We start from the raw sequence: 25,203 nt of genomic DNA, 5'->3' as shown, positions 1-25,203 counted from the left end.
ACATTACTCAGGAGAGTTGACTTTGATATTTCTTCATTTTTCGAACGACAGAAGGCTGGCTAATGCCTAAAAATTTAGCCATTTCATATGTGGATTTACATTGTTTATGTGCTTTCATCATCATCCATTTTTCCACTTGTTCAAGAGCTGTCTTGAGATCGCTGTCCTCAACCATCATTTGATCGATCATTAGGGTATCATCCTTTTTCTCCAAAGATTCTTGACTATGAAAGTAGGAGGGGAGGAAGCCTGGGAAAATAATGGAGTCTTCGGAAGTCAAAATGAGCCGTTCAATTAAGTTTTCTAATTCACGTACGTTCCCGGACCATTTATGCTGGATGAGGATTTCGTATGTGGATGGGTGCAATTTCTTGTCGGTCTTGTATTTCTTGTTAATGATCTCGAGATTATGATTGATTAAGATGGCAATATCCTCTTTTCTTTCTCGTAAAGGTGGGATATGGACAGGAATCACGTTTAAGCGGTAATACAAATCGAGCCTAAATGATCCTTTTTCTACCATTTCTTCGAGGTTTTGATTTGTTGCTGTTACGAGCCGAAAGTCTATCTTATGCTCTTTTTTTCCACCCACTCTTTTAAAGTTTTTCTCCTGCAGAACATTTAATAATTTCACCTGCATATCCAGGGGAAGTTCTCCGATTTCATCTAGAAATAAGGTTCCGTTATGTGCCAGTTCAATCAATCCTTGTTTCCCATGCTTTTGCGCCCCTGTGAAGGATCCTGCCTCGTATCCAAACATTTCAGATTCAAAAAGACTTTCTGGAATGGTACTGCAGTTGACTTCGATGAATGGTTCTTTACTGCGATAGCTCTGATTATGGAGCCTTCGGGCAAAGACGCTCTTTCCAACCCCGGATTCCCCGAGAAGCATGACAGTAGCATCCGTTTTTGAAACACGGAGTATCGTTTTGGCGATTTGCCGCATTTCCTTGCTTCGATAGATAAGTTCTTCCTGTTCCCGAAGTTCCTCGACCTCTGTTTGGTAGTCTTGAACCTTTTTCTTCAATTGTCCGTATTGATCCTGTAGGTTTCTAATTTCTGTTTGGTCCTGGGCATAACTAACGACGCGAACCAGTTCACCATCATCATTAAAGATGGGATATGCAGTCGACATGACGATTTTTCCCGTCTTCGTATGTTGCATGATTTGAATAGGTGTCCGTTCTTTCAAAACCATAGCGGTGATCGATGGAGAAAGTATTCCTTCAGTTTCCAGCTGGTAAACCGATTTTCCAAGATAATGGTCGGGCTCAATTCCATAAATCCACCAGTGGTTAGGATTCGTAAATAAAATAAAACCCTTTTCATCGGTCACGGTAATATTGTTATTGGATGTGCTGATGATGGTGTCCAATACTCTTTTCACATTGTTATCACTCATTATTTTCTCCTTATCTATTGTTCTAGTGATTCAAATATAAATCAAAAACAAGGGTAAAATCAAGAATTTTCAGATATTTTGATTTGAAAGTGAATCAATGTGACCAGAATCTTTTTGGTTAGCTTTGCTTTAGCAGCCTTTTGTTCAAATGATGGTAGGCTTTTATTCTAATAAATTTATAATGCGTGCAGTTTTTTTGTGGAGCAGGTGCGACGATAATTTTATTTATGCTTTTAACTCTTTTCACAACGAGTTGTACAGTAAGGAATATTAGGCTGTGTTTCGTATCTAATCGCAGCATTAGGACTGATTCTTTTGCATTTTAATCTAGGTGAGCGTTTCCTATAAAGGCGGTTTATTGCTATTTTATGTTTTGTTGCTCTTTCACTGTTTCTTAGCATAGTTTTAGTAAGAAAGAATACTAAATAGATAGTATAGAGAGAAATTTTTTTGTGAAAAAATGGATAAGAAAAGGGATTTTTCCTTTTTATCTTTCACTTTCTTCATAAAGGTCAATAATTAACTCTTAGCAGGCAGGAGGAGAAACGGATATGTCACGGTTACAAGAGTTTAAAGATGTATTTAAAAATATTAAATTAGCATGGGAACGTAACGAACAAGCGGCGATTGCCATGCAAATTAGTGTTAAAGGTTCTGCCTACAGACTGCCAGGTACTAAAATGATGATGGCTTCTGATGGGCAAATGTTCGGTACGATAAGCGGAGGATGTTTGGAAAGCGATCTTTTTGGGTGGGCAGAAAAGGCAATGGAAATGAAAACGCCTTTAACACATAAATACGATTTAAGTGAAAATGAAGTGTGGGGTTTAGGAATAGGATGCAAAGGGATTCTTGAAATGCTCATTCTACCTATAGATCAAAATGATGTATTTTGGAAAAAAACAGAAGATATTATCCAGAAGGGTCAAGCTTTCTCTTGTGTACTGGAAATACCTACTGGGAGGAGGTTATTGATTGAAAAAGAAGGTAATATAATTGGGGATTTGGATAATCTCCCCTGCGAGGTTGTTGAAAAAGCAAGAAATAGTATGGACACGCAAACTCGTGCAGAAATAATGAGCTGTGACGGAAGCAGATTTCTAATTGATGCAGTTAAACCTGGGGAAAAATTAATTGTTGCTGGAGCCGGAAGGGATGCAGTACCTGTGGCTGATTTGGCTGCTAAAGCTGGTTTTTCAGTTACTGTATTAGATTCACGTGTGGAATTTAACAACCCTCGACTTTTCCCCTCTGTTATACATTTAATCGAAAATCCTGAAGAGATTAATTCAAATAATGTCACCGATTCATGGTGGATCATCATGAATCATTACCAAGAGATTGATGAAAAGGCATTACAACTTGCTTTGAAAAGTAATCCACGGTACATCGGTGTTCTTGGTCCTATGGCTAGAACAAAAGAAATGCTTATAAATATTGGACAAACTTTTTCCGATGGGCCGATACATTCACCAATTGGTTTGGATCTAGGAGCCGAAACGATGGAGGAAGTAGCCATAAGTATTGTTACTGAACTAATGACAGTCAAAAATGGTAGAAATCCGGTTCCACTCCATGGAAAGACGAAAATCCATGGTTAAGGTAGGAGCTGTAATTCTTGCAGCTGGAATGTCAACACGTATGGGAAAACCTAAACTATTATTACCTTTAAATGGTCAACCTCTTTTTAAATATGCTCTTAAAGCAACGGTCGATGTTTCATTACAGCCAATCGTTTTAATCGCAGGTCATTATATAGAAGAAATTCGACATTATACTCATGATTTAGAAGATATAGAAATTATTTATAATCAAAATTATGCAAATGGTATGGCTTCTTCTCTGAAACTCGGTATTCAGGCGGTAAAAAAAGATGTGGATGCTGTCATGGTTTTCTTAGCGGATCAACCCTTAGTTTCCAAATCAATTGTACAATTACTAATTGACCACTATAAAGCTCATAAGCATGAAGGGATTCGTATTGTCCGGTCAAAATATAAGGAAGATTTAGGTCATCCAGTTCTGTTTGATGCTGAATTATTTAATGAATTCGATTCAATAGATGGAGATCAAGGAGGCAAAGAAATTATAAAAAAATATACACAATTAACAAAAATCATTTCCTTTGATAACCAGATGTGGGGAATGGATGTTGATACACCTGAAGATTACTTAATAATGAAAAAATATTTTGATTTAGAACTTTACACTTAGAAAAGCTTTGGCTAGAAAGGGACTACTGCACGAGTCGCTCCTATATAATCGTGGTTGAGCAGTGCTTTTTGTAATTTTTCGGTTGCCCATTCTAACTTTTGTTCTGAAACCTAAAAGAAAAGAGTGACCGTGTTTTGCGGTCACTCCTTTTAAGCATAGGAAAATAATAAATTATTAGCGAGATATAAAAGGATTGTCGGTTACCCAAAAACGCCATGGATAGTCCTTCGCTTCTCCGGAGTTGCCAATGCCGATTCGGGGTCCGCTGGATATGTGCTCAGGCTTTTTTCCAGAAGCAAGATAAAGCGGCGGTTTTGTGAAAGGTTGACCATAATCGGCCATAGTAATGCCTAGTGCTTTGGATAACTTTCCAGGTCCGTTCGTCAACTTTCGAAAATCAGCAAGCCCACGTCTTTCATGCATTAACTCAAGCCCTGAATAGGGTTCCACAGCCCGGATTAAGATGGCTTCCGGCTTATCCAGCCCACCGCTTACGACATTGACAAGCGTATGGGTGTGCATGACGTATGTATAGATCATTCCGGACTTTCCGAACATCACTTCAGTCCGCTTCGTCCTTCTATTTCCAAAACTATGTGCAGCCCTATCTTCCGGTCCCATATAGGCTTCGGTTTCAACAATAAATCCAGAAGCGATTCCTTCTGATGTTTCTTTTACCAGCAGGCAGCCGAGAAGGGATTTTGCCAGCACGAGCGTTGGCTGCTGATAAAACTCCGGTGGTAATATTGAATGGAAATTTGTATCCTTAAGCATAGTATCACTCCATATAGTCTCTTATAGATAAAATTCCCTTATTGTAGAAAAAGAAACCTAGGGATGAAGGATAGTAAAAAGACCGGCTGGAAAGGCGCCGGTCTCTATGTTAATCATTTATTAACCTAAATCTTTTTCCGCTTCTTGATCTCTTTTGATTTTTCCGGAACCAACTGAAAGAGCAACTAATATTCCGACAGAGACAAAAAAGATACCAGTGACAAATACACTTGAAAATGCATCAATCCAGGCATTTTCAATGGTTTTTATAATGATATTGCTGACTTCAGCCGGCATCTTCAGATTCTCAGGATAGAGCATGATATTGAACAAATTATCTGTTTTATCGGCAAGTGCCTTCAATGCTTCTTGTATTAGGGTATTTTTTTCACTAACAACCGCGTCATCCATATTTTGCTGTAGATTGTGATTCATGACTGCATTCAAAATCGTAATACCCATCGTTCCGCCTATTGATCGAAAGAAGGTCGAGGCTGCAGTGACCGATCCTAACTGTGATTTTGGAAATTCATTTTGAACGGCAATCATCAGGGTCGGCATAACAAGACCCATTCCCACACCTAAGACAGCCATGAAGGAATAAGCGGTCAGAATTGTAGTTTCACCATCCATCGTACTCATTAGGAAAAAGCCGAGAGTCGCAATGGCCATTCCAAAGGTAAGCACGGTACGAAAGCGAAATTTTAACAACAGCCGCCCGCCAACGACACTAGAAAGAATCAACCCGATCATCATCGGAGTCATGGTCGATCCGGCTTTTGTTGGTGACACTCCTAAAACTCCTTGCATGAACAGTGGGACAAACATGATAGCCCCGAACATACCCAGACCTAGCAAAAATCCTAAGATATTCGTGGTGGCAAAAACTCTATTTTTAAAGAGAGATAAATCAAGAATTGGTTCAACTGCTTTTCTTTCAAAAATGATAAATAGGACAATAAAGACAAGGGTGCTGCCGAAAATCAAGAGAGATTCAAGTGATATCCATTCGAATTTATCACCCCCGAATGTTAAGCCCAATAAAAGCAGGACAATACCTGGAATTAAGGTGAAAATACCAAGGAAATCGATATTCACTTTCTCTGTTTTTTGAATCGCTTCGTTCTTCAACCCGACATAAATCAAAATCGCTGATAATAATCCCGTCGGTACATTAATGAGGAAGATCCAATGCCAGCTGATATGGTCGACAATCAGTCCACCCAGAAAAGGACCAATTACAGAACTTAAGCCAAAAAGGGCTCCGAATACACCCTGCCATTTGGCTCTTTGTTCAGCAGTGAAAATATCGCCGATAATCGTTTGGGATAAGGGCATGATCATCCCGCCCCCGATTCCTTGCAGCCCCCGATAGATAATCAGCTGCTCCATCGAAGTGGCAGTGGCGCATAAAAAAGAGCCAATCGTAAAAATAACTGTACCAATCAAATAAAGGGAACGTCTGCCATATAAATCTGAAAGCTTCCCAACAATCGGTACAACGGTCGTAGAGGCAATTAAATAGGCAGTCGTCACCCATGCAAAGATAGTGAAACCATTCAATTCCCCAATAATCGTTGGCATTGCTGTCCCTACGATTGTCTGTTCCAATGAACTGAAAAACATTCCAATGATCAATCCTGTTAAGACAAGCTTGGTATTGACTGCTCTTTTCTCGATTTGCATTTCATTTCTCCATTTCCTTAAACTGTTTTCCTTTTTTCAATGACTAATAGGTCAAAATTATATAGTGAAAATGACTTATAAGTCAATCCTTTTTTTTCGCTAAAAAAATCAGTTGCATAAGTCGTTTATTCGTCTATTTAAACTTAGTAATTCGACTAGAAATATGCAATTCCTTCCTAATCTAAATATCTGCGACGTGTTTCCATTTGCCATATCCGATATAATAAGAGAGAGTATAGATGAACTTATGATTGGAAGTGTAAGATATGAATAAAAAAATCGGGTTTATTGGATGCGGTAAAATGGGAGCGGCAATGCTTGAAGGCATGTTGCGCTCGGAAGTCATCTCACCTGAAAATATAATGGTCAGCACAGCAAGTGTTGAGACTTTGACGAAGATCACCTCGAAATATAAGATTGAAGGCTGTTTAGATAATAAAGAGGTAGCCGGTTTTGCCGATTTGCTCTTTTTAGGGATTCAACCCGCCATGCATAAGCAAGTGCTCGACGAAGTTAAGATTCATGTGAAAGAAGGAGCTGTGATCATTACAATGGCAGCTGGAATAACTACATCACAAATTGAGGAAGGTTTGGGAAAACCAGTGAAGGTTGTCCGAACGATGCCAAACACTCCTTCCCTTGTCGGTGAAGGCATGACGGCAATCAGCATTAATCGTGAAATCACAGCAGCTGATATTACTGATGTTACTACACTGTTGAATTCTTTTGGAAAAACAGAGCTTATACATGAAGATTTGATGGACGCAGTGCCAGCAATCAGTGGATCCTCACCGGCTTATGTATACATGTTTATCGAGGCGCTTGCGGATGGAGCGGTTCGTGACGGTATTCCACGAAAACAAGCATATCGAATGGCCGCACAATCTGTAATGGGTGCTGCTAAAATGGTGCTTGAAACAGAAAAGCATCCTGGCGCTTTAAAGGACGATGTATGCACTCCGGGGGGGGCAACAATATCTGCGGTTGCTTCTTTAGAGGAGAATCAGTTCAGAGCTAGTATTTTACAAGCGATGAAAGCCTGTACAGATAGAACGAAGGGGCTCGGACAGTAAGAATTATAGATTGCCTATTCTCAGGCAATCTACTTTTTTACATAATATTATCAGAATGTTTAGTTAAAAAAGAGGGGGAAGCAGAATGAATATATATTATATAGAGGATTTAAGAAAGATACTAACGGAAGAACAAGTCACGGTGAATGAAACTATATTAGAGCAGCACAGTCATGATGAATCGTATCATACTCCGCACTTACCGGATATGGTCGTTTATCCAAGAAGTGCTGTAGAAGTGAGCGCAGTCATGCGTTATGCGAATGAACATGAAATACCAGTCATTCCTTTTGGTCTAGGTTCGAGTTTAGAAGGACATGTGGTTCCAATTAAAGGGGGAATTTCGCTCGATTTATCCTTGATGAATCAGGTGTTGGAAATCAGGGAAAGTGATTTTTTGGTGAAGGTCCAACCAGGTGTGACACGGACGCAGTTGAATAAAGAATTGAAAAAATACGGATTGTTCTTTTCTGTCGACCCCGGAGCCGATGCGACATTGGGAGGGATGGCAGCTACGAATGCAAGTGGCACAACTTCGGTCAAATATGGCATAATGCGCGATCAGGTTCGGGATTTGGAAGTGGTTCTAGCAAACGGTGAAATTATCCATACCGGTAGCTTAGCTACAAAATCATCATCTGGGATACATTTAAATGGCTTATTTGTCGGCTCGGAAGGCACGCTAGGTGTATTTACTGAACTGACTCTAAAGGTGTACGGCATTCCTGAAGTAACAATGGCAGGGAGAGCTTCATTTCCAACCGTTGAACAAGCAGTATCTGCCGTCAATGGAATCATGCTTGCTGGGATTCCAATTGCGCGTATTGAATTGGTCGATGCCGAGTCTATTAAAAAAGTAAATCAATTTATGGACAAACTTTATGAAGTTAAACCAACATTATTCTTGGAGTTTCACGGGAATTTTGCCGGACTAGAACAGGATGTCAATTTTGCTAAGGAAATCGTAAGTGATTTTGGCTGTGAGGATATCCAGTTTGAAACGGATTCAAAAGCGCGAAATGCATTATGGGAAGCTCGCCATAATCTTGCATATGCTTTTATTCACAGTGCTCCGGGTAAGAAGCTGATGGTCACGGACGTAAGTGTGCCCCTCCATGAATTGTCGAATGCCATATTAGAAACTAGGAAAAAAGTCGAACAATCCAAAGTAGAAGGAGCGATTGTGGGCCATGTGGGTGATGGAAATTATCATGTGTTATTTATGATTGATCTAAGTAATCCAGAGGAAGTGAAAGAAGCGAAGCGGTTAAATGAAGAAATAGTTGAATATGCCTTAGCGAAAGGCGGTACATGTACGGGTGAACATGGGGTTGGGCTTGGAAAATCCAAATATCAGCGGAGAGAGCATGGAGCGGCGTATGAGGTGATGAAAACGATCAAGCAGGCCTTGGACCCGAATGGAATAATGAATCCAGGGAAGATTTTTGTAGATTGATAGATGAAACATGAAAGAGGGGGCTTTAGGCACCCTCTTTCTGAAACGACAAAAGAGGGGAACTGTATGATGAAGAGAAAAATCTTAACAGGGGTACAAGATGTTCAAGATACAAACAAAAAATACTAATAAAGTAATCATTGTACTGCATGAAATTTACGGGGTTAATCAACATATGAAGGATTTTTGTGAGTTATTATCAGAACAGAACTTTGATGTCATTTGTCCAAACTTTTTGCAACGGGAAGAACCATTTGCTTATGTGCAAGAAAAAGAAGCATATCTTAATTTTATGGATAATGTAGGTTTTACTAAGGCATCGAACAAAATAAAAAAGATAATATTGAAAGCTAATGAGGAATACTCAAAAATATTCATCATTGGATTTAGTATAGGGGCGACAATTGCTTGGTTATGTAGTGAGGAGATATTTGTTGATGGAATAGTAGGATATTATGGCTCCCGCATAAGGGATTATTTAGAAAAAGCACCAAAATGCCCTACATTGCTGATCTTTCCTCAAGAAGAACGATCGGTTGATGTAGACGAGTTAGTTTTACATCTAGATAAAGAGAATATCGAGATACATACATTTAATGGTTTTCACGGTTTTAGTGACCCGTTTTCTCCTAAATATAATCTAGAATCAGCAGAAAAAGCCAGTAGCCGAGTTATTAAGTTTTTACTAAAGTCATAAGTAACTGTAGCGGGAAGAATCCCGATTAAGTGCAATAAAAAAAGACTCCAGACGCGATGAACGTCTTTGGAGTCTCCTTATTATTATGCGTTGATATTATTTGGGTTTAAAGCATTTTCAACACTAACATAGTTGTAGCCTAGGTCTGATGCAACTGCTTCGAACGTGATTTCTCCATTGGCTACATTGACGCCTTTTGCAAGGGCATCGTTTTCAAGGATTGCTTTGATGGCGCCTTTGTTGGCAATTTGCAGTGCGAAAGGTACAGTTACGTTCGTTAAGGCAACTGTAGATGTTTGAGGCACTGCTCCTGGCATATTTGCCACCGCGTAATGAACTACTCCATGTTTAACATAAGTAGGGTTATCATGTGTTGTTATGTGGTCAACCGTTTCAAAGATACCGCCTTGGTCGATAGCAACATCGACAATGACTGAACCTGGAGACATTGATTTAACCATTTCTTCAGTAACGAGCTTAGGAGCTTTTGCACCTGGAATCAGAACTGCACCGATCACTAAATCAGCTTCTTTGACTGCTTCAGCTATATTATAAGGATTTGAAATGAGTGTAGTTAGTTCATTTCCGAAAATATCATCCAATTGGCGAAGGCGATCAGGACTTAAGTCAAGAATGGTAACATCTGCGCCTAATCCAATAGCGATTTTAGCTGCATTTGTTCCAACCATACCGCCGCCGACGACAGCGACTTTACCACGTTTAACTCCAGGAACTCCGCTTAATAGAATTCCTTTACCACCGTTATTTTTTTCAAGGAACTGAGCACCGATTTGCGCTGCCATACGTCCAGCCACTTCACTCATTGGTGTCAATAAAGGAAGTGTACGGTTTATTGCAACCGTTTCATAAGCAATGGCCAAGACACCGCTTTCTTTTAGAGCCTGTGCAAGAGCTGGTTCAGCTGCAAGATGCAGATATGTGAAAAGAATTAAATCTTTACGGAAATATTTATATTCAGATGAGATAGGTTCTTTTACTTTCATGATCATTTCTGTGCTTGACCAAACGCTAGCAGCGTCCTCGACTATAACAGCTCCAGCTTCTTGATATGATTCATTTGTAAAACTGCTTCCTAATCCTGCGTTCATTTCGATTAATACTTCATGTCCCGCATTGACTAATGCTACAACCCCAGCTGGAGTGATAGCTACACGGTTTTCATTGTTTTTAATCTCTTTCGGAATTCCTATTCTCATCTTAATCCCTCCAATAATTTGTTTTACTATTTGTATCACAAGTATAATGGGAAAAAGAAACAGTTAGTATGTGGAAATCAGAAAAAGGAAAAAGGTGTATTTGTGGAATTCCACAAACGCAGTATCAATAATTATGGACTTGCCAGGGTTAAGTGCTTAGTTTAGATAGTTAACGTGAGAAAACATTACGCTGAAATCTTAATTTTTTGCAACCGGTTCATGCATTCGCTCCAAAATCCTTCTTTTCTTATATAGCATTATTCCCGTATCGGCCATATCAGCGATCATAGAGCGATTGGTAATGGCACCAAAGATTATTCCAGCAACAGGTACCATTTGCAGAAGCTTTTTCCAACCAAACTGATCACGATATGTATAAACAACTTCCCGCCATCCTTGCAATTCAGAAGCAAGTTCTCTTTTGGATTCAGATTCGGGAAGGTGCATATTCGACAATTCCTTTAACAGTGCCTTTTTTCCGACAACATCTGATGTAGTAAATTGTAGGCATTTGACGATGAAAATACGCTCCTGACGGTCTCGTGGATTGTAGCCGTAAGAGAGAGCGATTTCCTGAAGTGTCTTGATTGACATACCAAGAAGCAAGGGGATGTCAATGGCTAGGGTGAAGATTCCACCTATGCCAGTAGTAGCACCCTGAACTGTGGCCAATTTACTTCCGGAATTTTTAATCTCTTGACTAACACTGTCCATAATATGAAGGGGAAGTTTTGAAACATCTTCTATGGAGGAAACATTCAGTTCAGGATTCTTGGCCTGCAGCTGATTTAGAATATTGGATTCCTTTGTTAAATATTGTCCTCCGGTTTGAATATAGCTACCGATTTCATCGAGCATGACACCAAGCTTTTTCTGTATGAAGTCCGGTGTTAGCTTGTCTAAAAGTTTGAAGGGGAGACGTCCAATTCGTTCCCAAAACCATAACCCATTCTGGTCTTTTTCCCATTTTTCAATGATTTTTAATTCTTTCTCAAGTTCTTCATTCGATTCTAGATTCATTTAACCAACCTTTCCATTTATTTATTTTTTTTCCATATGTTGATGGAATATTTCAATTTTTCTTGTGAAATTTGTCAAATTCATAAAGTTTAATATCTAGAAATAGAGACATTTTTTGAATCGGATCTTTTAAACGAATATTTCCTACTTCTGTAATCCGTTTTAAACGGTAATTTAAGGTATTCACATGGATATGAAGATTTCTTGAAGCTTCATTTGGATTGCAGTCTTTCTCTAAATAGACAGTAAGTGTTTGCAGTAATTCTGTCTGGTTTTTCAAGTCATAAGCTCTTAGCTTCAAAATAGAAGGATGAGCGTGACGTTGTTTGTTGTTTGCAAGAGTTTCAATCATTTGAAACATGCCTAGCTCTTCATAATGTAAAATAAGCTTCATATCATGAGGAAAAATATTTTTCATTTTTAAGGTATATTGAGCTTCTTCATAGCTTGATTTTACGTCCATTAAGTTTTTATACATATTACCTGAAGTACCAAGGATATGTTCAACACCAAAACGCCGTTTCATTTCTAATATGAAGAAAGGAATGAAATCATAAATGGATGTGGTAAAAGAAGGGCTATTTTCTTGGTCCGATCCCGCAAAAAGAATGAGCTTGTTATGGTCAATGGCAAATAAGAACCTGTTTATCTTTTGAGTAGTCGTTAACATATAGGAAATGTAGCGTTCTACTTCGCGATTGATCTCTTTAGGGAATTCAAATACTAATATGGAAAAAACAACAGGAACTTGGATAGAAAACTTCGTGAAATTTTCTATTATTTCTGATTCTTCTTGATAATGACCAGTTAACATACGCCAAAGAAACTCCTGATGACCTGCTTCTTTCCTTTTCTTTTTTAATTGTAATTGCTGCAACTGGTTTTTCGCTTCTTTTGCAGCAAATTGAAGAAAGTCCATATCTTCTTCGGAGAAAGGTTGATTCACTTCCAAGGCCCAAATGAAGCCAAGGACTTCATTATTTTTCCTAATAGAGACTGCCGCTCGATTACCGAGACCAACATCATTGATAGCCCCAATTTTAATAGGAGCGTCTTCTTTCAATAAAGCCGGGATAAACCCATCTTTCCATAAGCTGTTGATGACTTTTTCAGGAACGCGCCTTCCGATAATAGTCATGATGCGGGCTTGGTCGGTTGTATCATCATGCGTACTATAAGCAAGCAGGCGATGGTTACCATCCTCAATTGTAATGGGACAGCCTAAGACGGAACTGATTCTATCCGCAAACTCCATCATATCTCCATAAAGGTCTTTAAAAATATCTCTATTTGTGAATTCCTTCATTATTATTTTGCCCCTCGCTTAAAAGATTCCTTTTTCTTTAAATTTTAAACGATTAACAGTGTTTTAGCATAGAATTATATCCATGTTTTTTACGGGAGAAACAGAAAATCCCTACCGATGGAAACCGGAAGGGATTTTTATTTTAGAAAAGGAAATTAATCAAAAGATAAAGCAAACCTGCTAATGTTGCTGAGATAGGAATGGTAATGAACCAGGTAACAATCATTCTTCTTGCCGTTCCCCATTTTACGCCCTTAACACGGTGGGCTGAACCAACTCCAAGAATCGAAGAAGAAATAACATGTGTTGTACTAACTGGCATGTGTATCACGGTCGCGCCAAAAATGATGAAGGCTCCGGTTAAATCCGCTGCAACACCATTGACAGGGCGGATCTTCATAATCTTGCCGCCAACTGTTTTAATGATTTTCCATCCGCCAACAGAAGTTCCAAGTCCCATTGCTAACGCACAGGAAAATTGAACCCAGAAGGGGATGTCAGTACTTGTTGCATAGCCATTTGCAATAAGGGCCATCGTGATGATCCCCATGGCTTTTTGGGCGTCATTCGTTCCGTGGGTATACGATTGAAGTGCTGCAGTTGCAATCTGTATAGTACGGAATTTCTGGTTTGTTTTTGTCAGGTTATTATTTTTAAATATAACTTTAAAGATGCTGTATACGATAAATCCAATTACAAAAGCAATTATAGGGGAGAAAATCAAAGCTTGAAGAATTTTTAAAAATCCTTCCCATTTAATGCCGGCGAAACCAGCTGCTGCAATGGCGGCACCTGCAATCGAACCAATCAATGCGTGGGATGAACTGCTTGGTATCCCGTAATACCATGTAAGGAGGTTCCATATAATAGCGGCAAGCAAAGCTGCCAAGATTACATATGAACCATTTGGAAGCGTGAACGGATCCACAATATCCTTAGTTATGGTCTTCGCTACGCCTGTAAACGTCATAGCTCCGACGAAGTTCATGATGGCTGCCATGACAATGGCATGCCGAGGTTTCATGGCCTTTGTTGAAACAGCTGTAGCAATTGCATTTGCTGTATCATGGAAACCATTGATGAAGTCAAATGCTAAAGCAAAGAAAACGATTAATATAGTTAAAATTAATAAAGTATCCATTTATGGGGGTACTCCTTAGGCGTTTTTCATTATGATTGTTTCAAGTGTATTGGCCACAGCTTGACAGTGATCAGCGATCTCTTCAAGGCTTTCGTATATTTCTTTATATTGAATGATTCTGATTGGATCCTTTTCAACCGTAAACAAGTTTTTGATCGATTGACGTTGGATTCCGTCACAAACAGATTCAAGGTCTTTAATTTTAATTGCATTTTCACGAATCATTGGTAATTTTTTTGTGGAAAGTGTATCGACAGCTATTTCAATCTCATACGTACACTCTTTAATTGCATCCACAAATTTAAGCATATACTCATCAGCATTGACGATTGAGTACATTTCGAATAATGCGGCGCAGTGTTCCAAACCGTCTATGACATCATCCATTCTCATGGTTAATTCTAGGATATCCTCACGTTCGATAGGAGTGATGAAGGCATTGTTTAGTTCTTTAATTACGTTATGAACCATTGAATCGCCTTTATGCTCATAATCTTTCATAGTATCTGAAAATACTTTTAGATCGGAGATATTCTTCAGTTTATAATCCGCGAAATAGTCAGCACCTTCTTTAAGGTTTTGAGCGATGTTAAAAAGCATTACTGCGAATTTGTCTTTTTTAGATTTAAAAGCCATGTTAAGCCTCCCAATTAGTCATGCAATTTTTACATAAAATTATTATACGCTTAGTATTAACAAGTTGATTGTAACGAATTCATGTAGTATGAGGAAAGGTTTTTCGACGAAAATTTACAAAATCTTAATAAAACTTTACAATCGAAAACAAGGATAAGTAAAAAATGGGAATCAGTTACACTTAAAAGGGCGAAATCATAAAAAAACCTTCCCAATATGGAAAGGTTTAAGGTTTTATAAAAATAAAGCAATTAGATAATAAATCAATCCGGCTAAGGAAGCTGAAATCGGCAAGGTTATGAACCAAGTGATTAACATACTTTTAGCTGTTCCCCATTTTACACCTTTGATACGGTGTGCAGAACCTACCCCAAGTATGGATGAAGAGATGACATGTGTCGTACTGACCGGCATATGCAGGAATGTAGCACCGAAAATTATCGCTGCACCGGTCATATCGGCAGCGACCCCATTTACTGGACGTATTTTCATGATCTTACCGCCCACCGTTTTAATGATCTTCCAACCACCGATTGAGGTACCAAGCGCCATTGCGATTGCGCACGATAATTGCACCCAAAAGGGGACATCAGAGCTAGAGGCATATCCGTTAGCCATTAAAGCCATAGTGATGATACCCATGGATTTTTGAGCATCATTTGTTCCGTGTGTATAAGACTGAATTGCCGCTGTGAGAATTTGTATTCTCCTAAATCGCTTGTTAGTCTTACCTAAATTATTATTTTTGAAAATTACCTTAAAGATGTTGTACACAATAAATCCAAGTGTAAAGGCAAGAATCGGAGATAAAATTAATGCTTGGACGATTTTGGTGAATCCACTCCATTTAATCGTATCGAAACCTCCAGCCACAATGGCAGCTCCCGCTATAGAACCAATAATAGCATGGGAAGAACTGCTTGGAATACCAAAATACCAAGTGATTAAATTCCATGTTATTGCGGAAAGTAGAGCAGCGAGGATTACATATGAGCCATTGTTTAATGTGAAAGGATCAACAATATCCTTCGTAATGGTATGTGCTACACCAGTGAATGTCAGCGCTCCTAATAAATTCATGACCGCAGCCAAAATGATCGCATGACGTGGTTTAAGCGCCTTAGTTGACACGGCTGTTGCAATAGCATTGGCTGTATCATGAAATCCATTGATAAAGTCAAAGATTAAAGCAAAGATAATAATTAGCGCGGTTAAGATGAATATAGTATTCATACATGGAAGACTCCCTTAATATTCAAGTATGTAATGAGAAAATTTAGATAGTGACCAATGAATGGGCGTTGGACAACTTTGCAACTCCACATTATTAGAATGGAAGTTTTACGTTTGATTATTCTTTAAAGATGGCACCTTCTTCTTTTTCTTGGTTTACGGACGGACTATTCAATTGTAACTAATTTCTTATCTATAAGCATAGATATTTCGTCATTTTTTTACAAAATATTTAACTTAATGAAGGATTAAATGATAAATTTTCACTTTAAATAGAAAATTTTGGATAAAATGTTTGTTGAGTCATTTAATAAACCTTTAAATTCCGAGGCTTATGGTTAGAAATAAAAGGTAGGACGATGATATAATTGGTAAATAAAAGGTAAGGGGGATTGGCAAATGATATCAAGTATAGGGGAAACGATTACTTTACATAATGGAGTAAAAATGCCGCAGTTAGGTTTCGGTGTATTTAAAGTGAAAAATGGCAGTGAAACGGTTGAGTCCGTCAAGAAAGCAATCGAAGTAGGATACCGTTCAATTGATACGGCTGCCGTTTATGAAAATGAAGAGGGTGTAGGACAGGCTATTAGAGAAAGCGGAATACCGCGTGAAGAATTGTTCATCACATCTAAAGTGTGGAATACTGATCAAGGTTATGAAACGACCCTTCAGGCATTTGATGATAGTTTGAAACGCCTTGGTTTGGAATATTTAGATTTATACTTAATTCACTGGCCAGGAAAAGACAAATACCTGGAAACGTGGAAGGCATTAGAGAAGCTTTACAATGAAGGAAAAGTGAAATCAATCGGTGTAAGTAATTTCCATGTCCACCATTTAGAAAAATTATTAGCGAACAGTGAAATAAAACCTGTCGTAAACCAAATAGAATTACATCCACTTTTGACTCAAGTTGAAATTCGTGATTACTGCGAAAAGCATGATATCAAGGTAGAAGCATGGAGCCCGCTAGGTAGGGGGAGCTTAATAGAAGAACCGACTATCAATCATATTGCAAAGAAGCATGGAAAAAGCTCTGCTCAAGTATTAATTAGATGGCATCTCCAACATGAAATTGTCGTTATCCCTAAATCGATTACGCCGTCCCGTATCGAGGAAAATGCACAAGTGTTTGACTTTTCATTGAGTCTTAACGAAATGAATCAAATTGATGCCTTAAACAAAAATGAACGATTTGGAAGCAATCCGGATGAACTTTTGTTTTAATGATTGATGATATAGACTTTAAAGAGAACTAAAAATGATATGAGGGTGTCCCAGTAATTTCGGGGCATCCTTTTTTCGTTATATCTTTATAAACATATTTGAGCTAGATACTGCTTATACTATGAATGTGACAAAAATGTAGCATAGTGTATACCCTTTTCATAAGTCTAATAATCATTTTTTCTTTGCCAAATATTTTTTAAAAAAATGAGGTTTTAGATTATTTTAACGGGGAAAATAATGAGTACAGCAGCAAACAAAAAGAAAAACACACTAACATTGAGGAGTGTCCAATCAGTTCCTCAGGGTCAATAGCTAGCTAACTTTCCCACTAACTAAAGCATTCACATTCATTAGATATTGTGCATAATCGGCATCATACCATTTGAGTGAAAAGGTTAATGAATTGAACAGGACATGAATATTTGGAAGTGATGAGATTTCTTGAAGTCTGCTGTAGAACAGGAAAATATACTGTCTGGTATAAAAATACAACTACTTAAGGAGGAAATATATTATGGGATTTTTATGGTCATTAATTATCGGAGGTATTATCGGTTGGTTAGCAGGTATGATAGTAGGACGTGACGTACCATTTGGTATCATTGGTAACATCATCGCTGGTTTTGTTGGTGCATGGTTAGGTTCATTAATTCTTGGGAACTGGGGACCTTCAGTAGCAGATTTCGCTATTATTCCTGCATTAATTGGAGCAATTGTATTTGTCTTCATATTAAGCTTGATCTTAAAAGGCATGAGAAAAGCTTCTTAAATATCACAATAAAAGCTGGCCCAAGTGGCCAGCTTATTTTTTTGATTCATAATCCTTACTATGCAGCTTTAGAAACGGCTGCTTATAATGATAGAATTTTAAGAAAACTGACTCCTACTTATTTGGGGTCAGCTTCTTTTGTATATTAGAGAGTCTCAAATATCCCGGACTTATCTAAGAAAGGTGCTTCTATTATCATTTTTTCTTCGGAAATTGGATGGATAAATTCAATTTTTCGAGCATGAAGGGCTTGCCGTGGAAAGGTATTTTTTCCGCCGTACAAGGTATCACCAGCCAAGGGGTGATTTATGTGGCTAAAGTGCACCCTGATTTGGTGGGTGCGGCCGCTTTCCAAAGTGCAACTGACAAGCGTTAAGTTTTTCTTCGAATCCCGCTTAAGCACTTGGAAATGGGTAATAGCCACCTGGCCAGTAGGTGAAACCCTTCGTCTAGTAGCATGATGGCGGTCTCTACCAATTTTTTCGTTGATTTTACCTTCATTCTTTTGGATGATTCCTTCAACTAAAGCGACATATGTTCGTTTGATTTTTCTTTCTTCCAGCATTCTATCCAACATAGACCCAGTGAGGCGATCTTTGGCAAAAAGAACGGCTCCAGTGGTATCTTTATCAAGCCTATGAATATGCTTAATCATACAGGTTTGGCCGGTGTTCTGAAGGTGGTACCCTACACCATTGATAAGCGTATGTGTATCGCCGGGTTGAGAAGGGTGGGTATCCATTCCTGCCGGTTTATTGGCAATCAATAATAGGTCATCTTCATATAAGATAGAAATCCCTAAATCTACAGCTTTAACGGTTTCATTTTCAGCATTCATTAAAGGAATGCTAATCGTATCGCCTTCGGAAAGAGTCGTTGTCCATGAAACAGTATTTCCGTTCAATTTTACTTCTTTACTCATTCTCCACTCATGCACCAATTTCTTTGGCGCCTTCCAGTGGTCCTTAAAAAGCTTATCTAATGTTAATCCATTCCAACTTTGAAGAACTTCAATTGATAATATTTGGTTTGTTATATTAAAATGTCCCAATATAATTCCTACTTTCGACTTATGTGATTGTAATTAATTGAAAAAAATATATAATGATTACAAATAAAAGTAAAATTAGTAACATTAGACCTATTGTTTAGAATTCAGTGGCGAAAATTACCACGTTTTTTTTACAATATTTATGTTATTCTAGAGGGAAAGAAATCGCTTGTCCTAGAATATACATACTATTAGATAGGTCTAATGGATCTAAAAAAGGTGGTTTTTTTAGTGAAGACGGTCTTTTCTTCAACCGAAGAACAAGAGCAAGAAATTGCGAGTCTCGTTGCACGTTTCTACAAATCTGTATTTCCTAAATACTTCACAGAAAATGAAATTATTCATTTTCGGGAGATAGGCGTTTTGCAGCCGAATAAAAGTACATTTACCTACTTTGCAACACTAAGAGACGCATTTCAAGTAATGGCATGCCTTCAAGTCCTCTTGTCCATTCTAGACAAAAAGAAGATAGAGGATTCTTTTATAATTGATTCTAAATTTGAAGAATTGTTTCAACATAACATTACTCTATTGAATGAATGCGGAATCTTTTTCCCTTTTTATTATGACCATTTTACACGTATAAACCATGAAGCAAGTAAAGATATGCAAATGATGGATATTCAGGTGGCGAATCAATATTTAGTATAAAACATTAAAAATGAGCCGGCTATAACGGAAATACTTTTCCCGTTATAGCCGACTCATTTTTTTCTATCCTTAATTAATATCATTGTCCTCAAACCATTTTTTGAAGGTTTGTTCTTCGTTATAGCCAACTATACGTTCTTGTTCTTTTCCATTTTTAAAGTGAACAATTGTCGGCGTGCTTTTGATGCCATAATCGCTCCAGCCTTGTTCAAACTCCAATAAATTGTATTGAACGAGATCGATACCCATCTCTTCAGCCAACGGAGCTACGATAGGTGTAGTTTTTTGACAGTGAGGGCACGTAGGACTATAAAAATAAACAGTCATTTCTTCTTTATCTTGAAGGTCATTCTCTAATTCTTCGGGAAGGATCAGATTTTGATAATTTGGGTCATCCAATTGATCGACGGTGGCGGATTTAAGATGCTCTTTGCCATACGGATTTCCTTTTGATTTTTCTTCTTTTTTATAGTTTGTCAAAACGCCTAGTATGACAAAAAGCGCGACGATTATCACTAAAAATATAACCATTTTCTTCATTAAGCTGCAACCTCCTTGGATCTTGTCCATACGATGTAACTGCATATGAAAATAATGACAAATGCAGTTAAAGCTAGGAACGGGATGGTAATAAAACCAAAAACGTTAATATATTGTCCTGTACAGGGAACCCTTCCGCATGCTAGGGTATGTTCGGAAAAAAATGAAACCTTTTGTATTAAATAATGATAAGTTGAAATAAATGCACCAATTGCAGATAATATCATGGTATAGAAGCTGATCCAATAATCTTTTCGAATGATTGCAATTCCTAAAATGATTGTAAAAGGATACATGATAATCCGCTGATACCAACAAAGCATACATGGTTCATATTGCTTAATCTCAGAAAAATATAAACTTCCAAGCATAGCAATGATGGAAGCAGCCCAGGCTACAAATAATATATTCTCCCCGCTGCGTTTTGTATTGTTCATCGATCCTCTTCCCCATCTCTTTTTTCTCTTATGAAAATTATAGTATGTATGGATGCGGTCTGTAAAATATATATTCTTTTTATGGGGGTACAGAATAGATTTGGACGCGGGAAGAATTGAAAACTTTAAAAGAGTGGCAGTTAGCTTAACAGATAATAGGTAATTAAACCCGATTTAACAGAAGTAATGATGGTACGATAAGGCTACCCAGTAGGCGAATTGGCAGTAAGAAAGGTAATAAAAAATAGAGATGTTATCTATATGCCTCCGAAAGGAAGAAAAGTAATGTTTTATCTAGGAAGTATTGAATAGGCTGGAGAAGGTTCAGTTGTTTTAATTTTTGAATAAGGGGTATAATTCTTATGGAAGAGATTAAAGGAGTTTGAGGAAAATGCCTAATTTGGACCTGCATAAATATGAAAAAATAATGGAAATACGTAACATGAGGCTAGGGGACATTGATGAAATAATTGCTTTACAATCTAGTTGCTTTCCTGGAATGGATCCATGGAAGCGCGATCAGCTTGAAAGTCATCTGGAAATTTTTCCAGAAGGACAATTTGTAGCTGAATATGATGGTAAAGTGATTGGATCATGTTCTAGCCTCATTATTAATTTTGACGAATATGATGATCGCCATACATGGGATGATGTAACCGATAATGGATACATCACGAATCATAATCCGGACGGTTATAATTTATATGGAATCGAGGTCATGGTCCATCCTAAATTCCGCAGGATGAAAATTGGTCAAAGACTATATGATTCAAGAAAAGAACTTGTTGCCCATTTGAACTTAAAAAGCATCATTATTGGCGGCAGGATTCCTAATTACCATAAACATGCGGAGGAATTGCTACCAAGAGAATATGTGAAAGAAGTGCAATTACATAAAATATATGATCCGGTTCTATCGTTCCAGCTTTTAAATGGCTTCACGCTCATGAGGATAAATCCTAATTATTTGCCTGATGATTTGCAATCCAATAAATATGCTACACTCATGGAGTGGAATAACGTTGATTATCAGCCGAAAACAAAACGTTATTATAAAACATCTGAACCGGTACGTATCTGCGTCGTGCAATACATGCTGCGTAAAATCGATTCATTCGAAGACTTCGCTAACCAAGTCGAGTATTTCACCGACGTTGCTTCGGATGCTAATGCGGATTTCGCCGTATTCCCGGAATTGTTCACGACCCAGCTGATGTCTTTCTTAAATGAAAGATCACCAAGCTTGGCAGTACGGAAACTGTCAGATTTCACGGAACAGTATATTGAATTGTTTACCACTTTAGCTGTAAGGTATAACGTCAATATAATTGGCGGTTCTCATTTCGTTAAAGAAGACGACGATAATATCTATAATATAGCCTATTTATTCCGCCGTGATGGGACAATTGAAAAGCAATATAAAATTCATATTACACCGAATGAAAGAAAATGGTGGGGCATCAATGCTGGTGACCGTGTACGCGTCTTTGATACAGACTGTGGAAAGATCGCCATTCAAATTTGTTATGATATTGAGTTCCCGGAACTTGCTCGGATTGCGACTGATATGGGAGCTAAGATTATTTTTACGCCATTTTGTACGGAAGACCGACAAGGTTATCTGCGTGTTCGCTATTGTGCTCAGGCCCGTGCAGTGGAAAACCAAATTTATACGGTTATTTCTGGGACTGTCGGGAATCTGCCGCAAACGGAAAATATGGATATCCAATATGCACAATCAGGGATTTTCGCCCCGTCGGATTTTGAATTTGCACGTGACGGGATTGTTGGGGAAACGAGCCCGAATCTTGAGATGGTTCTGATTGGCGATGTTGATTTAGAGATATTAAGACGTGAGCGACAATCGGGTACCGTAAGACAATTAAAAGATAGACGCCATGATATTTACAAACTACATTATCAAAAAGGTGAAAAATAAAGATTTAAACTAGCTCGTGATGAAAAAGCCATGCTCGATGTGGCTTTTTTTATTACGAGCCTTTACTTCATTTATTGGGAAAAATGTGATAATTTTGTTATAGAAACAGATACATAAAAGTTTTTAAAAAAAGGTCGTTGAGAGGGGATGTCAGAGATGGACTGGAAATCAGTATACACCACTTGGGCAGGGTATCAGAATTTAAATGGGGAATTACGTGTCTTGCTTGAGGAAATGCAACAGGATGAAGCTAAACTCGAAGATGCCTTTTATAAGAATTTAGAATTTGGAACAGGCGGTATGCGTGGAGAAATTGGAGCAGGAACCAACCGAATGAATATTTACACTGTAAGAAAGGCTACGGCTGGATTGGCTCAATATATTTCAACGTTCGGGGAAGAGGCAAAAGGGAGAGGTGCTGTCATTGCTTATGATTCAAGACATAAGTCTCCGGAATTTGCACTCGAAGCAGCTAAAACCTTGGCTACATTTGGCGTAAAGGCTTATTTATTCGATGAATTACGCCCAACTCCAGAATTGTCATTTGCTGTTCGCAAGCTAAATGCATTTGCTGGGATTGTCATCACAGCGAGTCATAATCCACCTGAATATAATGGTTACAAGGTTTATGGATCAGATGGAGCACAGTTACCTCCGGAAGCTGCTGACCAAGTGATTAGCTACGTGAATGCCATTGAAAGTGAACTTGATTTACAAATTAAAGAAGCTAAAGATCTTAAAGAGCAAGGGCTTATTAAAATAATCGGGGAAGAACTGGATGCAGCTTATAATAAAGAGTTGCTCACAGTTCCTGAAAATCCACAGCTTGCTGAGGAAATAGATGTATCACTAGTCTTTACTCCACTTCATGGAACGGCAAATAAATCAGTCCGACGTGCCCTGCAGAGCTTAGGGTATCAAAACGTCCATATCGTTAAGGAACAGGAATTACCGGATCCAGACTTTTCAACGGTCAAATCTCCAAATCCGGAGGAACCTGCAGCATTTGAATTGGCCATCGAGCTTGGAAATAAAGTCGAAGCGGACCTATTGATTGCGACAGACCCAGATGCCGACCGACTTGGTATTGCCGTGAAGAACAAATCGGGCAAATATGTCGTTCTGACTGGAAATCAAACAGGTGCGCTTTTTCTAGATTATTTACTAGCTCAGAAAAAAGAAAAAGGTACGATACCTGAAAATGGAATTGTCTTAAAAACCATTGTGACTTCAGAAATCGGGCGGACAATTGCAGAGTCCTATGGCTTAAAGACGATGGATGTACTTACCGGATTTAAATTCATTGCTGAGAAAATAAATCAATATAATAAAAGTGGCGAACACAGCTTTTTGTTTGGGTATGAAGAAAGCTACGGATATTTAATTAAGGATTTTGCTCGTGATAAAGATGCTATTCAAGCAGCAGTGCTTGCTGTCGAAGTCTGTGCTTATTACAAAAAGCAGGGATTGACTCTTTATGAAGGTTTATTGAACGTCTTTGAAAAATATGGCTTCTATCTGGAAGGGTTGCGTTCATTAACGTTAAAAGGAATTGAAGGAGCGAAACAGATTCAAGGAATATTGGATCAATTCCGTCAGAACCCGCCAACGCAAATCGCAGGCATCCAAGTAGTCGTCGAGGAAGACTATCAGAGCAGCAAAAAGCATTCACTAACTTCAAATAGTGAAGAGCTAATTGAGCTTCCGAAATCAAACGTATTGAAATACTTCCTTAAAGATGGGACATGGGTATGCCTTCGTCCTTCAGGTACAGAACCGAAAATTAAATTTTATTTCGGTGTCCAAGGCAAGACGATGGCGGAATCAGAAGCTAAATTATCAGCTGTTATAGCAGACTTTATGGGTAAAATTGAAGCATTAGTCTAAAGTGATAAACAGATAAATGTAAACGAAGGGCTTCAGGTCCTTCGTTTTTTTGCGTAAAAGTTGTTTTTTAGATGAAGTTGGAATACGTTTAGTGTAATAAATGTCTCTAATTCAAGGAAATTTTTAGCTGGTTTTGATATACTGAAAAAGAGAGTAACATGGGTGAAATATTCAAATAGAAACAATGGAGGAGTATTATACATGAAATTAGTCATCATTAATGGATCACCACGTAAACAAGGGCGTACAGGGATTGCCTCTCGCTTCATTTCCAAGCAATATGGAGCAGAACTAATCGATTTAAGTAACAGTGAGATTCCTTTATATTCAGGTGAAGGCGAGCAATATCAATTGAATGTAATTCAAGATTTTCGTAAAAGTATTGAAGAAGCGGATGGAGTGATTTTGACATCTCCTGAATATCATGGTTCGATGAGTGGCGCTTTGAAAAATGCATTGGATTTTCTAAGCAGTGATCAATTTACACACAAACCAGTTGCTTTACTAGCTGTATCAGGCGGTGGTAAAGGTGGGATTAATGCGTTAAATTCTATGAGAACAGTGGGCCGAAGCCTATATGCAAATGTGATTTCAAAACAATTAGTGCTTGATCCGCATTGCTTCGATTATGAGAATGACGGTTTAACTGAAGAGCCTGCGTTACTTGTCGAGGCCTTAATTGAAGAACTTAAAATGTATGCAACTGCTTATGCAACAATGAAAAAATAATGGATGAGGGTCAGGTATAAAAATACCTGACCCTTTTTTTTAGGTTTTCACCCGCCACAGTTAAATCCCCATGAAATTAATCTTCTTCTTGTATATATTTTCCCGTTTTGCA

General features: G+C 38.2%; 23 protein-coding genes. 11 read left to right on the top strand and 12 right to left on the bottom strand.

Annotated features, from left to right (window positions below):
* Window positions 1-7: 7 nt before the first annotated feature.
* Window positions 8-1,402: a sigma-54 interaction domain-containing protein gene (locus tag JFU24_RS11200; RefSeq protein WP_201221921.1), complete on the bottom strand. Its 1,395-nt coding sequence runs from the start codon at window positions 1,400-1,402 to the stop codon at window positions 8-10.
* Between the two features lie 551 nt (window positions 1,403-1,953).
* Here JFU24_RS11200 and JFU24_RS11195 point away from each other — a divergent pair.
* Both JFU24_RS11195 and JFU24_RS11190 read left to right on the top strand, forming a co-directional pair.
* Window positions 1,954-3,003, top strand: coding sequence for an XdhC family protein (locus JFU24_RS11195; RefSeq protein WP_201182324.1), 1,050 nt, complete (start codon window positions 1,954-1,956; stop codon window positions 3,001-3,003).
* Complete coding sequence (locus JFU24_RS11190; RefSeq protein WP_201249954.1) at window positions 2,996-3,616, top strand: nucleotidyltransferase family protein; 621 nt, start codon at window positions 2,996-2,998, stop codon at window positions 3,614-3,616. Before JFU24_RS11195 ends, JFU24_RS11190 begins: the two co-directional genes overlap by 8 nt.
* 174 nt (window positions 3,617-3,790) lie before the next feature.
* Here the strand turns inward: JFU24_RS11190 and JFU24_RS11185 are convergent, their stop codons facing one another.
* Both JFU24_RS11185 and JFU24_RS11180 read right to left on the bottom strand, forming a co-directional pair.
* Complete coding sequence (locus tag JFU24_RS11185; protein ID WP_201221916.1) at window positions 3,791-4,390, bottom strand: DNA-3-methyladenine glycosylase; 600 nt, start codon at window positions 4,388-4,390, stop codon at window positions 3,791-3,793.
* A 120-nt stretch (window positions 4,391-4,510) separates the two neighbouring features.
* Window positions 4,511-6,076 (bottom strand): MDR family MFS transporter, encoded by a 1,566-nt coding sequence (locus JFU24_RS11180; RefSeq protein WP_201221914.1) that lies wholly within the window; start codon window positions 6,074-6,076, stop codon window positions 4,511-4,513.
* Between the two features lie 266 nt (window positions 6,077-6,342).
* Here JFU24_RS11180 and proC point away from each other — a divergent pair, with 266 nt between their 5' ends.
* The 3 genes from proC (at window position 6,343) to JFU24_RS11165 (ending at window position 9,302) form a co-directional block, all read left to right on the top strand.
* On the top strand, window positions 6,343-7,149 hold the full coding sequence (proC, locus tag JFU24_RS11175; RefSeq protein ID WP_053344709.1) for a pyrroline-5-carboxylate reductase: 807 nt from the start codon (window positions 6,343-6,345) through the stop codon (window positions 7,147-7,149).
* Between the two features lie 85 nt (window positions 7,150-7,234).
* Window positions 7,235-8,605 (top strand): FAD-binding oxidoreductase, encoded by a 1,371-nt coding sequence (locus JFU24_RS11170; RefSeq protein ID WP_201182318.1) that lies wholly within the window; start codon window positions 7,235-7,237, stop codon window positions 8,603-8,605.
* A gap of 100 nt (window positions 8,606-8,705) precedes the next feature.
* The gene (locus JFU24_RS11165) at window positions 8,706-9,302 is read left to right on the top strand and encodes a dienelactone hydrolase family protein (protein WP_201182316.1); all 597 of its coding nucleotides are present in this window, start codon (window positions 8,706-8,708) and stop codon (window positions 9,300-9,302) included.
* Window positions 9,303-9,385: 83 nt separating this feature from the next.
* Here JFU24_RS11165 and ald read toward each other — a convergent pair whose 3' ends face one another.
* The 6 genes from ald to JFU24_RS11135 form a co-directional block, all read right to left on the bottom strand.
* On the bottom strand, window positions 9,386-10,519 hold the full coding sequence (gene ald / locus JFU24_RS11160; RefSeq protein ID WP_201182314.1) for an alanine dehydrogenase: 1,134 nt from the start codon (window positions 10,517-10,519) through the stop codon (window positions 9,386-9,388).
* Between the two features lie 198 nt (window positions 10,520-10,717).
* Window positions 10,718-11,539: an EcsC family protein gene (locus JFU24_RS11155; protein ID WP_201221912.1), complete on the bottom strand. Its 822-nt coding sequence runs from the start codon at window positions 11,537-11,539 to the stop codon at window positions 10,718-10,720.
* 52 nt (window positions 11,540-11,591) lie between these two features.
* The gene (locus JFU24_RS11150; protein WP_201182310.1) at window positions 11,592-12,845 is read right to left on the bottom strand and encodes a PucR family transcriptional regulator; all 1,254 of its coding nucleotides are present in this window, start codon (window positions 12,843-12,845) and stop codon (window positions 11,592-11,594) included.
* Window positions 12,846-12,987: 142 nt separating this feature from the next.
* Window positions 12,988-13,986 carry an inorganic phosphate transporter gene (locus JFU24_RS11145; protein WP_201182308.1) on the bottom strand — a complete coding sequence of 333 codons (999 nt, stop codon included), beginning with the start codon at window positions 13,984-13,986 and terminating at the stop codon, window positions 12,988-12,990.
* Window positions 13,987-14,001: 15 nt separating this feature from the next.
* Window positions 14,002-14,622, bottom strand: coding sequence for a DUF47 domain-containing protein (locus tag JFU24_RS11140; protein ID WP_053344716.1), 621 nt, complete (start codon window positions 14,620-14,622; stop codon window positions 14,002-14,004).
* A gap of 234 nt (window positions 14,623-14,856) precedes the next feature.
* Complete coding sequence (locus JFU24_RS11135) at window positions 14,857-15,855, bottom strand: inorganic phosphate transporter (RefSeq protein ID WP_056530991.1); 999 nt, start codon at window positions 15,853-15,855, stop codon at window positions 14,857-14,859.
* Between the two features lie 399 nt (window positions 15,856-16,254).
* On the opposite strand from JFU24_RS11135, the gene JFU24_RS11130 reads away from it, so the two are divergent.
* Together JFU24_RS11130 and JFU24_RS11125 are read left to right on the top strand one after the other, a co-directional pair.
* The gene (locus JFU24_RS11130) at window positions 16,255-17,085 is read left to right on the top strand and encodes an aldo/keto reductase (protein ID WP_201182306.1); all 831 of its coding nucleotides are present in this window, start codon (window positions 16,255-16,257) and stop codon (window positions 17,083-17,085) included.
* Window positions 17,086-17,602: 517 nt separating this feature from the next.
* On the top strand, window positions 17,603-17,857 hold the full coding sequence (locus JFU24_RS11125; RefSeq protein WP_170946860.1) for a GlsB/YeaQ/YmgE family stress response membrane protein: 255 nt from the start codon (window positions 17,603-17,605) through the stop codon (window positions 17,855-17,857).
* Between the two features lie 145 nt (window positions 17,858-18,002).
* Here JFU24_RS11125 and JFU24_RS11120 read toward each other — a convergent pair whose 3' ends face one another.
* The gene (locus tag JFU24_RS11120; RefSeq protein WP_207196262.1) at window positions 18,003-18,908 is read right to left on the bottom strand and encodes an RluA family pseudouridine synthase; all 906 of its coding nucleotides are present in this window, start codon (window positions 18,906-18,908) and stop codon (window positions 18,003-18,005) included.
* A gap of 231 nt (window positions 18,909-19,139) precedes the next feature.
* On the opposite strand from JFU24_RS11120, the gene JFU24_RS11115 reads away from it, so the two are divergent.
* A complete protein-coding gene (locus tag JFU24_RS11115) occupies window positions 19,140-19,559 on the top strand; it encodes a DUF5365 family protein (RefSeq protein WP_201182304.1) in 420 nt (139 codons plus the stop codon).
* A 69-nt stretch (window positions 19,560-19,628) separates the two neighbouring features.
* Here JFU24_RS11115 and JFU24_RS11110 read toward each other — a convergent pair whose 3' ends face one another.
* Window positions 19,629-20,099, bottom strand: coding sequence for a thioredoxin family protein (locus JFU24_RS11110; protein ID WP_201182302.1), 471 nt, complete (start codon window positions 20,097-20,099; stop codon window positions 19,629-19,631).
* Window positions 20,099-20,536 carry a disulfide oxidoreductase gene (locus JFU24_RS11105; RefSeq protein ID WP_056530998.1) on the bottom strand — a complete coding sequence of 146 codons (438 nt, stop codon included), beginning with the start codon at window positions 20,534-20,536 and terminating at the stop codon, window positions 20,099-20,101. The genes JFU24_RS11110 and JFU24_RS11105 overlap by 1 nt, the downstream gene beginning before the upstream one ends.
* A 391-nt stretch (window positions 20,537-20,927) precedes the next feature.
* Between JFU24_RS11105 and JFU24_RS11100 the strand changes: the two genes are divergently transcribed.
* From JFU24_RS11100 to JFU24_RS11090, 3 genes are all read left to right on the top strand, one after another.
* Complete coding sequence (locus tag JFU24_RS11100; RefSeq protein ID WP_053344722.1) at window positions 20,928-22,475, top strand: bifunctional GNAT family N-acetyltransferase/carbon-nitrogen hydrolase family protein; 1,548 nt, start codon at window positions 20,928-20,930, stop codon at window positions 22,473-22,475.
* A 156-nt stretch (window positions 22,476-22,631) separates the two neighbouring features.
* The gene (locus JFU24_RS11095; protein ID WP_201221910.1) at window positions 22,632-24,362 is read left to right on the top strand and encodes a phospho-sugar mutase; all 1,731 of its coding nucleotides are present in this window, start codon (window positions 22,632-22,634) and stop codon (window positions 24,360-24,362) included.
* Between the two features lie 201 nt (window positions 24,363-24,563).
* Window positions 24,564-25,091 carry an NADPH-dependent FMN reductase gene (locus JFU24_RS11090; RefSeq protein WP_053344725.1) on the top strand — a complete coding sequence of 176 codons (528 nt, stop codon included), beginning with the start codon at window positions 24,564-24,566 and terminating at the stop codon, window positions 25,089-25,091.
* Window positions 25,092-25,203 lie beyond the last annotated feature (112 nt).

Origin of the sequence: Peribacillus sp. TH27, from assembly GCF_016650915.1 — a bacterium.
In the GTDB taxonomy this organism is placed as follows: Bacteria; Bacillota; Bacilli; order Bacillales; family DSM-1321; genus Peribacillus; species Peribacillus butanolivorans.
This window is presented reverse-complemented; position numbering and strand designations above follow the sequence as displayed.

Coding starts and splice junctions, on each gene's coding strand:
- JFU24_RS11090 (WP_053344725.1), top strand. CDS start 24,564: ATGAAATTAGTCATCATTAATGGATCACCACGTAAACAAGGGCGTACA.
- JFU24_RS11165 (WP_201182316.1), top strand. CDS start 8,706: ATGTTCAAGATACAAACAAAAAATACTAATAAAGTAATCATTGTACTG.
- JFU24_RS11125 (WP_170946860.1), top strand. CDS start 17,603: ATGGGATTTTTATGGTCATTAATTATCGGAGGTATTATCGGTTGGTTA.
- JFU24_RS11200 (WP_201221921.1), bottom strand. CDS start 1,402: ATGAGTGATAACAATGTGAAAAGAGTATTGGACACCATCATCAGCACA.
- proC (WP_053344709.1), top strand. CDS start 6,343: ATGAATAAAAAAATCGGGTTTATTGGATGCGGTAAAATGGGAGCGGCA.
- JFU24_RS11130 (WP_201182306.1), top strand. CDS start 16,255: ATGATATCAAGTATAGGGGAAACGATTACTTTACATAATGGAGTAAAA.
- JFU24_RS11140 (WP_053344716.1), bottom strand. CDS start 14,622: ATGGCTTTTAAATCTAAAAAAGACAAATTCGCAGTAATGCTTTTTAAC.
- JFU24_RS11135 (WP_056530991.1), bottom strand. CDS start 15,855: ATGAATACTATATTCATCTTAACCGCGCTAATTATTATCTTTGCTTTA.
- JFU24_RS11150 (WP_201182310.1), bottom strand. CDS start 12,845: ATGAAGGAATTCACAAATAGAGATATTTTTAAAGACCTTTATGGAGAT.
- JFU24_RS11095 (WP_201221910.1), top strand. CDS start 22,632: ATGGACTGGAAATCAGTATACACCACTTGGGCAGGGTATCAGAATTTA.
- JFU24_RS11170 (WP_201182318.1), top strand. CDS start 7,235: ATGAATATATATTATATAGAGGATTTAAGAAAGATACTAACGGAAGAA.
- JFU24_RS11110 (WP_201182302.1), bottom strand. CDS start 20,099: ATGAAGAAAATGGTTATATTTTTAGTGATAATCGTCGCGCTTTTTGTC.
- JFU24_RS11190 (WP_201249954.1), top strand. CDS start 2,996: ATGGTTAAGGTAGGAGCTGTAATTCTTGCAGCTGGAATGTCAACACGT.
- JFU24_RS11195 (WP_201182324.1), top strand. CDS start 1,954: ATGTCACGGTTACAAGAGTTTAAAGATGTATTTAAAAATATTAAATTA.
- JFU24_RS11145 (WP_201182308.1), bottom strand. CDS start 13,986: ATGGATACTTTATTAATTTTAACTATATTAATCGTTTTCTTTGCTTTA.
- JFU24_RS11105 (WP_056530998.1), bottom strand. CDS start 20,536: ATGAACAATACAAAACGCAGCGGGGAGAATATATTATTTGTAGCCTGG.
- JFU24_RS11180 (WP_201221914.1), bottom strand. CDS start 6,076: ATGCAAATCGAGAAAAGAGCAGTCAATACCAAGCTTGTCTTAACAGGA.
- JFU24_RS11155 (WP_201221912.1), bottom strand. CDS start 11,539: ATGAATCTAGAATCGAATGAAGAACTTGAGAAAGAATTAAAAATCATT.
- JFU24_RS11100 (WP_053344722.1), top strand. CDS start 20,928: ATGCCTAATTTGGACCTGCATAAATATGAAAAAATAATGGAAATACGT.
- JFU24_RS11185 (WP_201221916.1), bottom strand. CDS start 4,390: ATGCTTAAGGATACAAATTTCCATTCAATATTACCACCGGAGTTTTAT.
- ald (WP_201182314.1), bottom strand. CDS start 10,519: ATGAGAATAGGAATTCCGAAAGAGATTAAAAACAATGAAAACCGTGTA.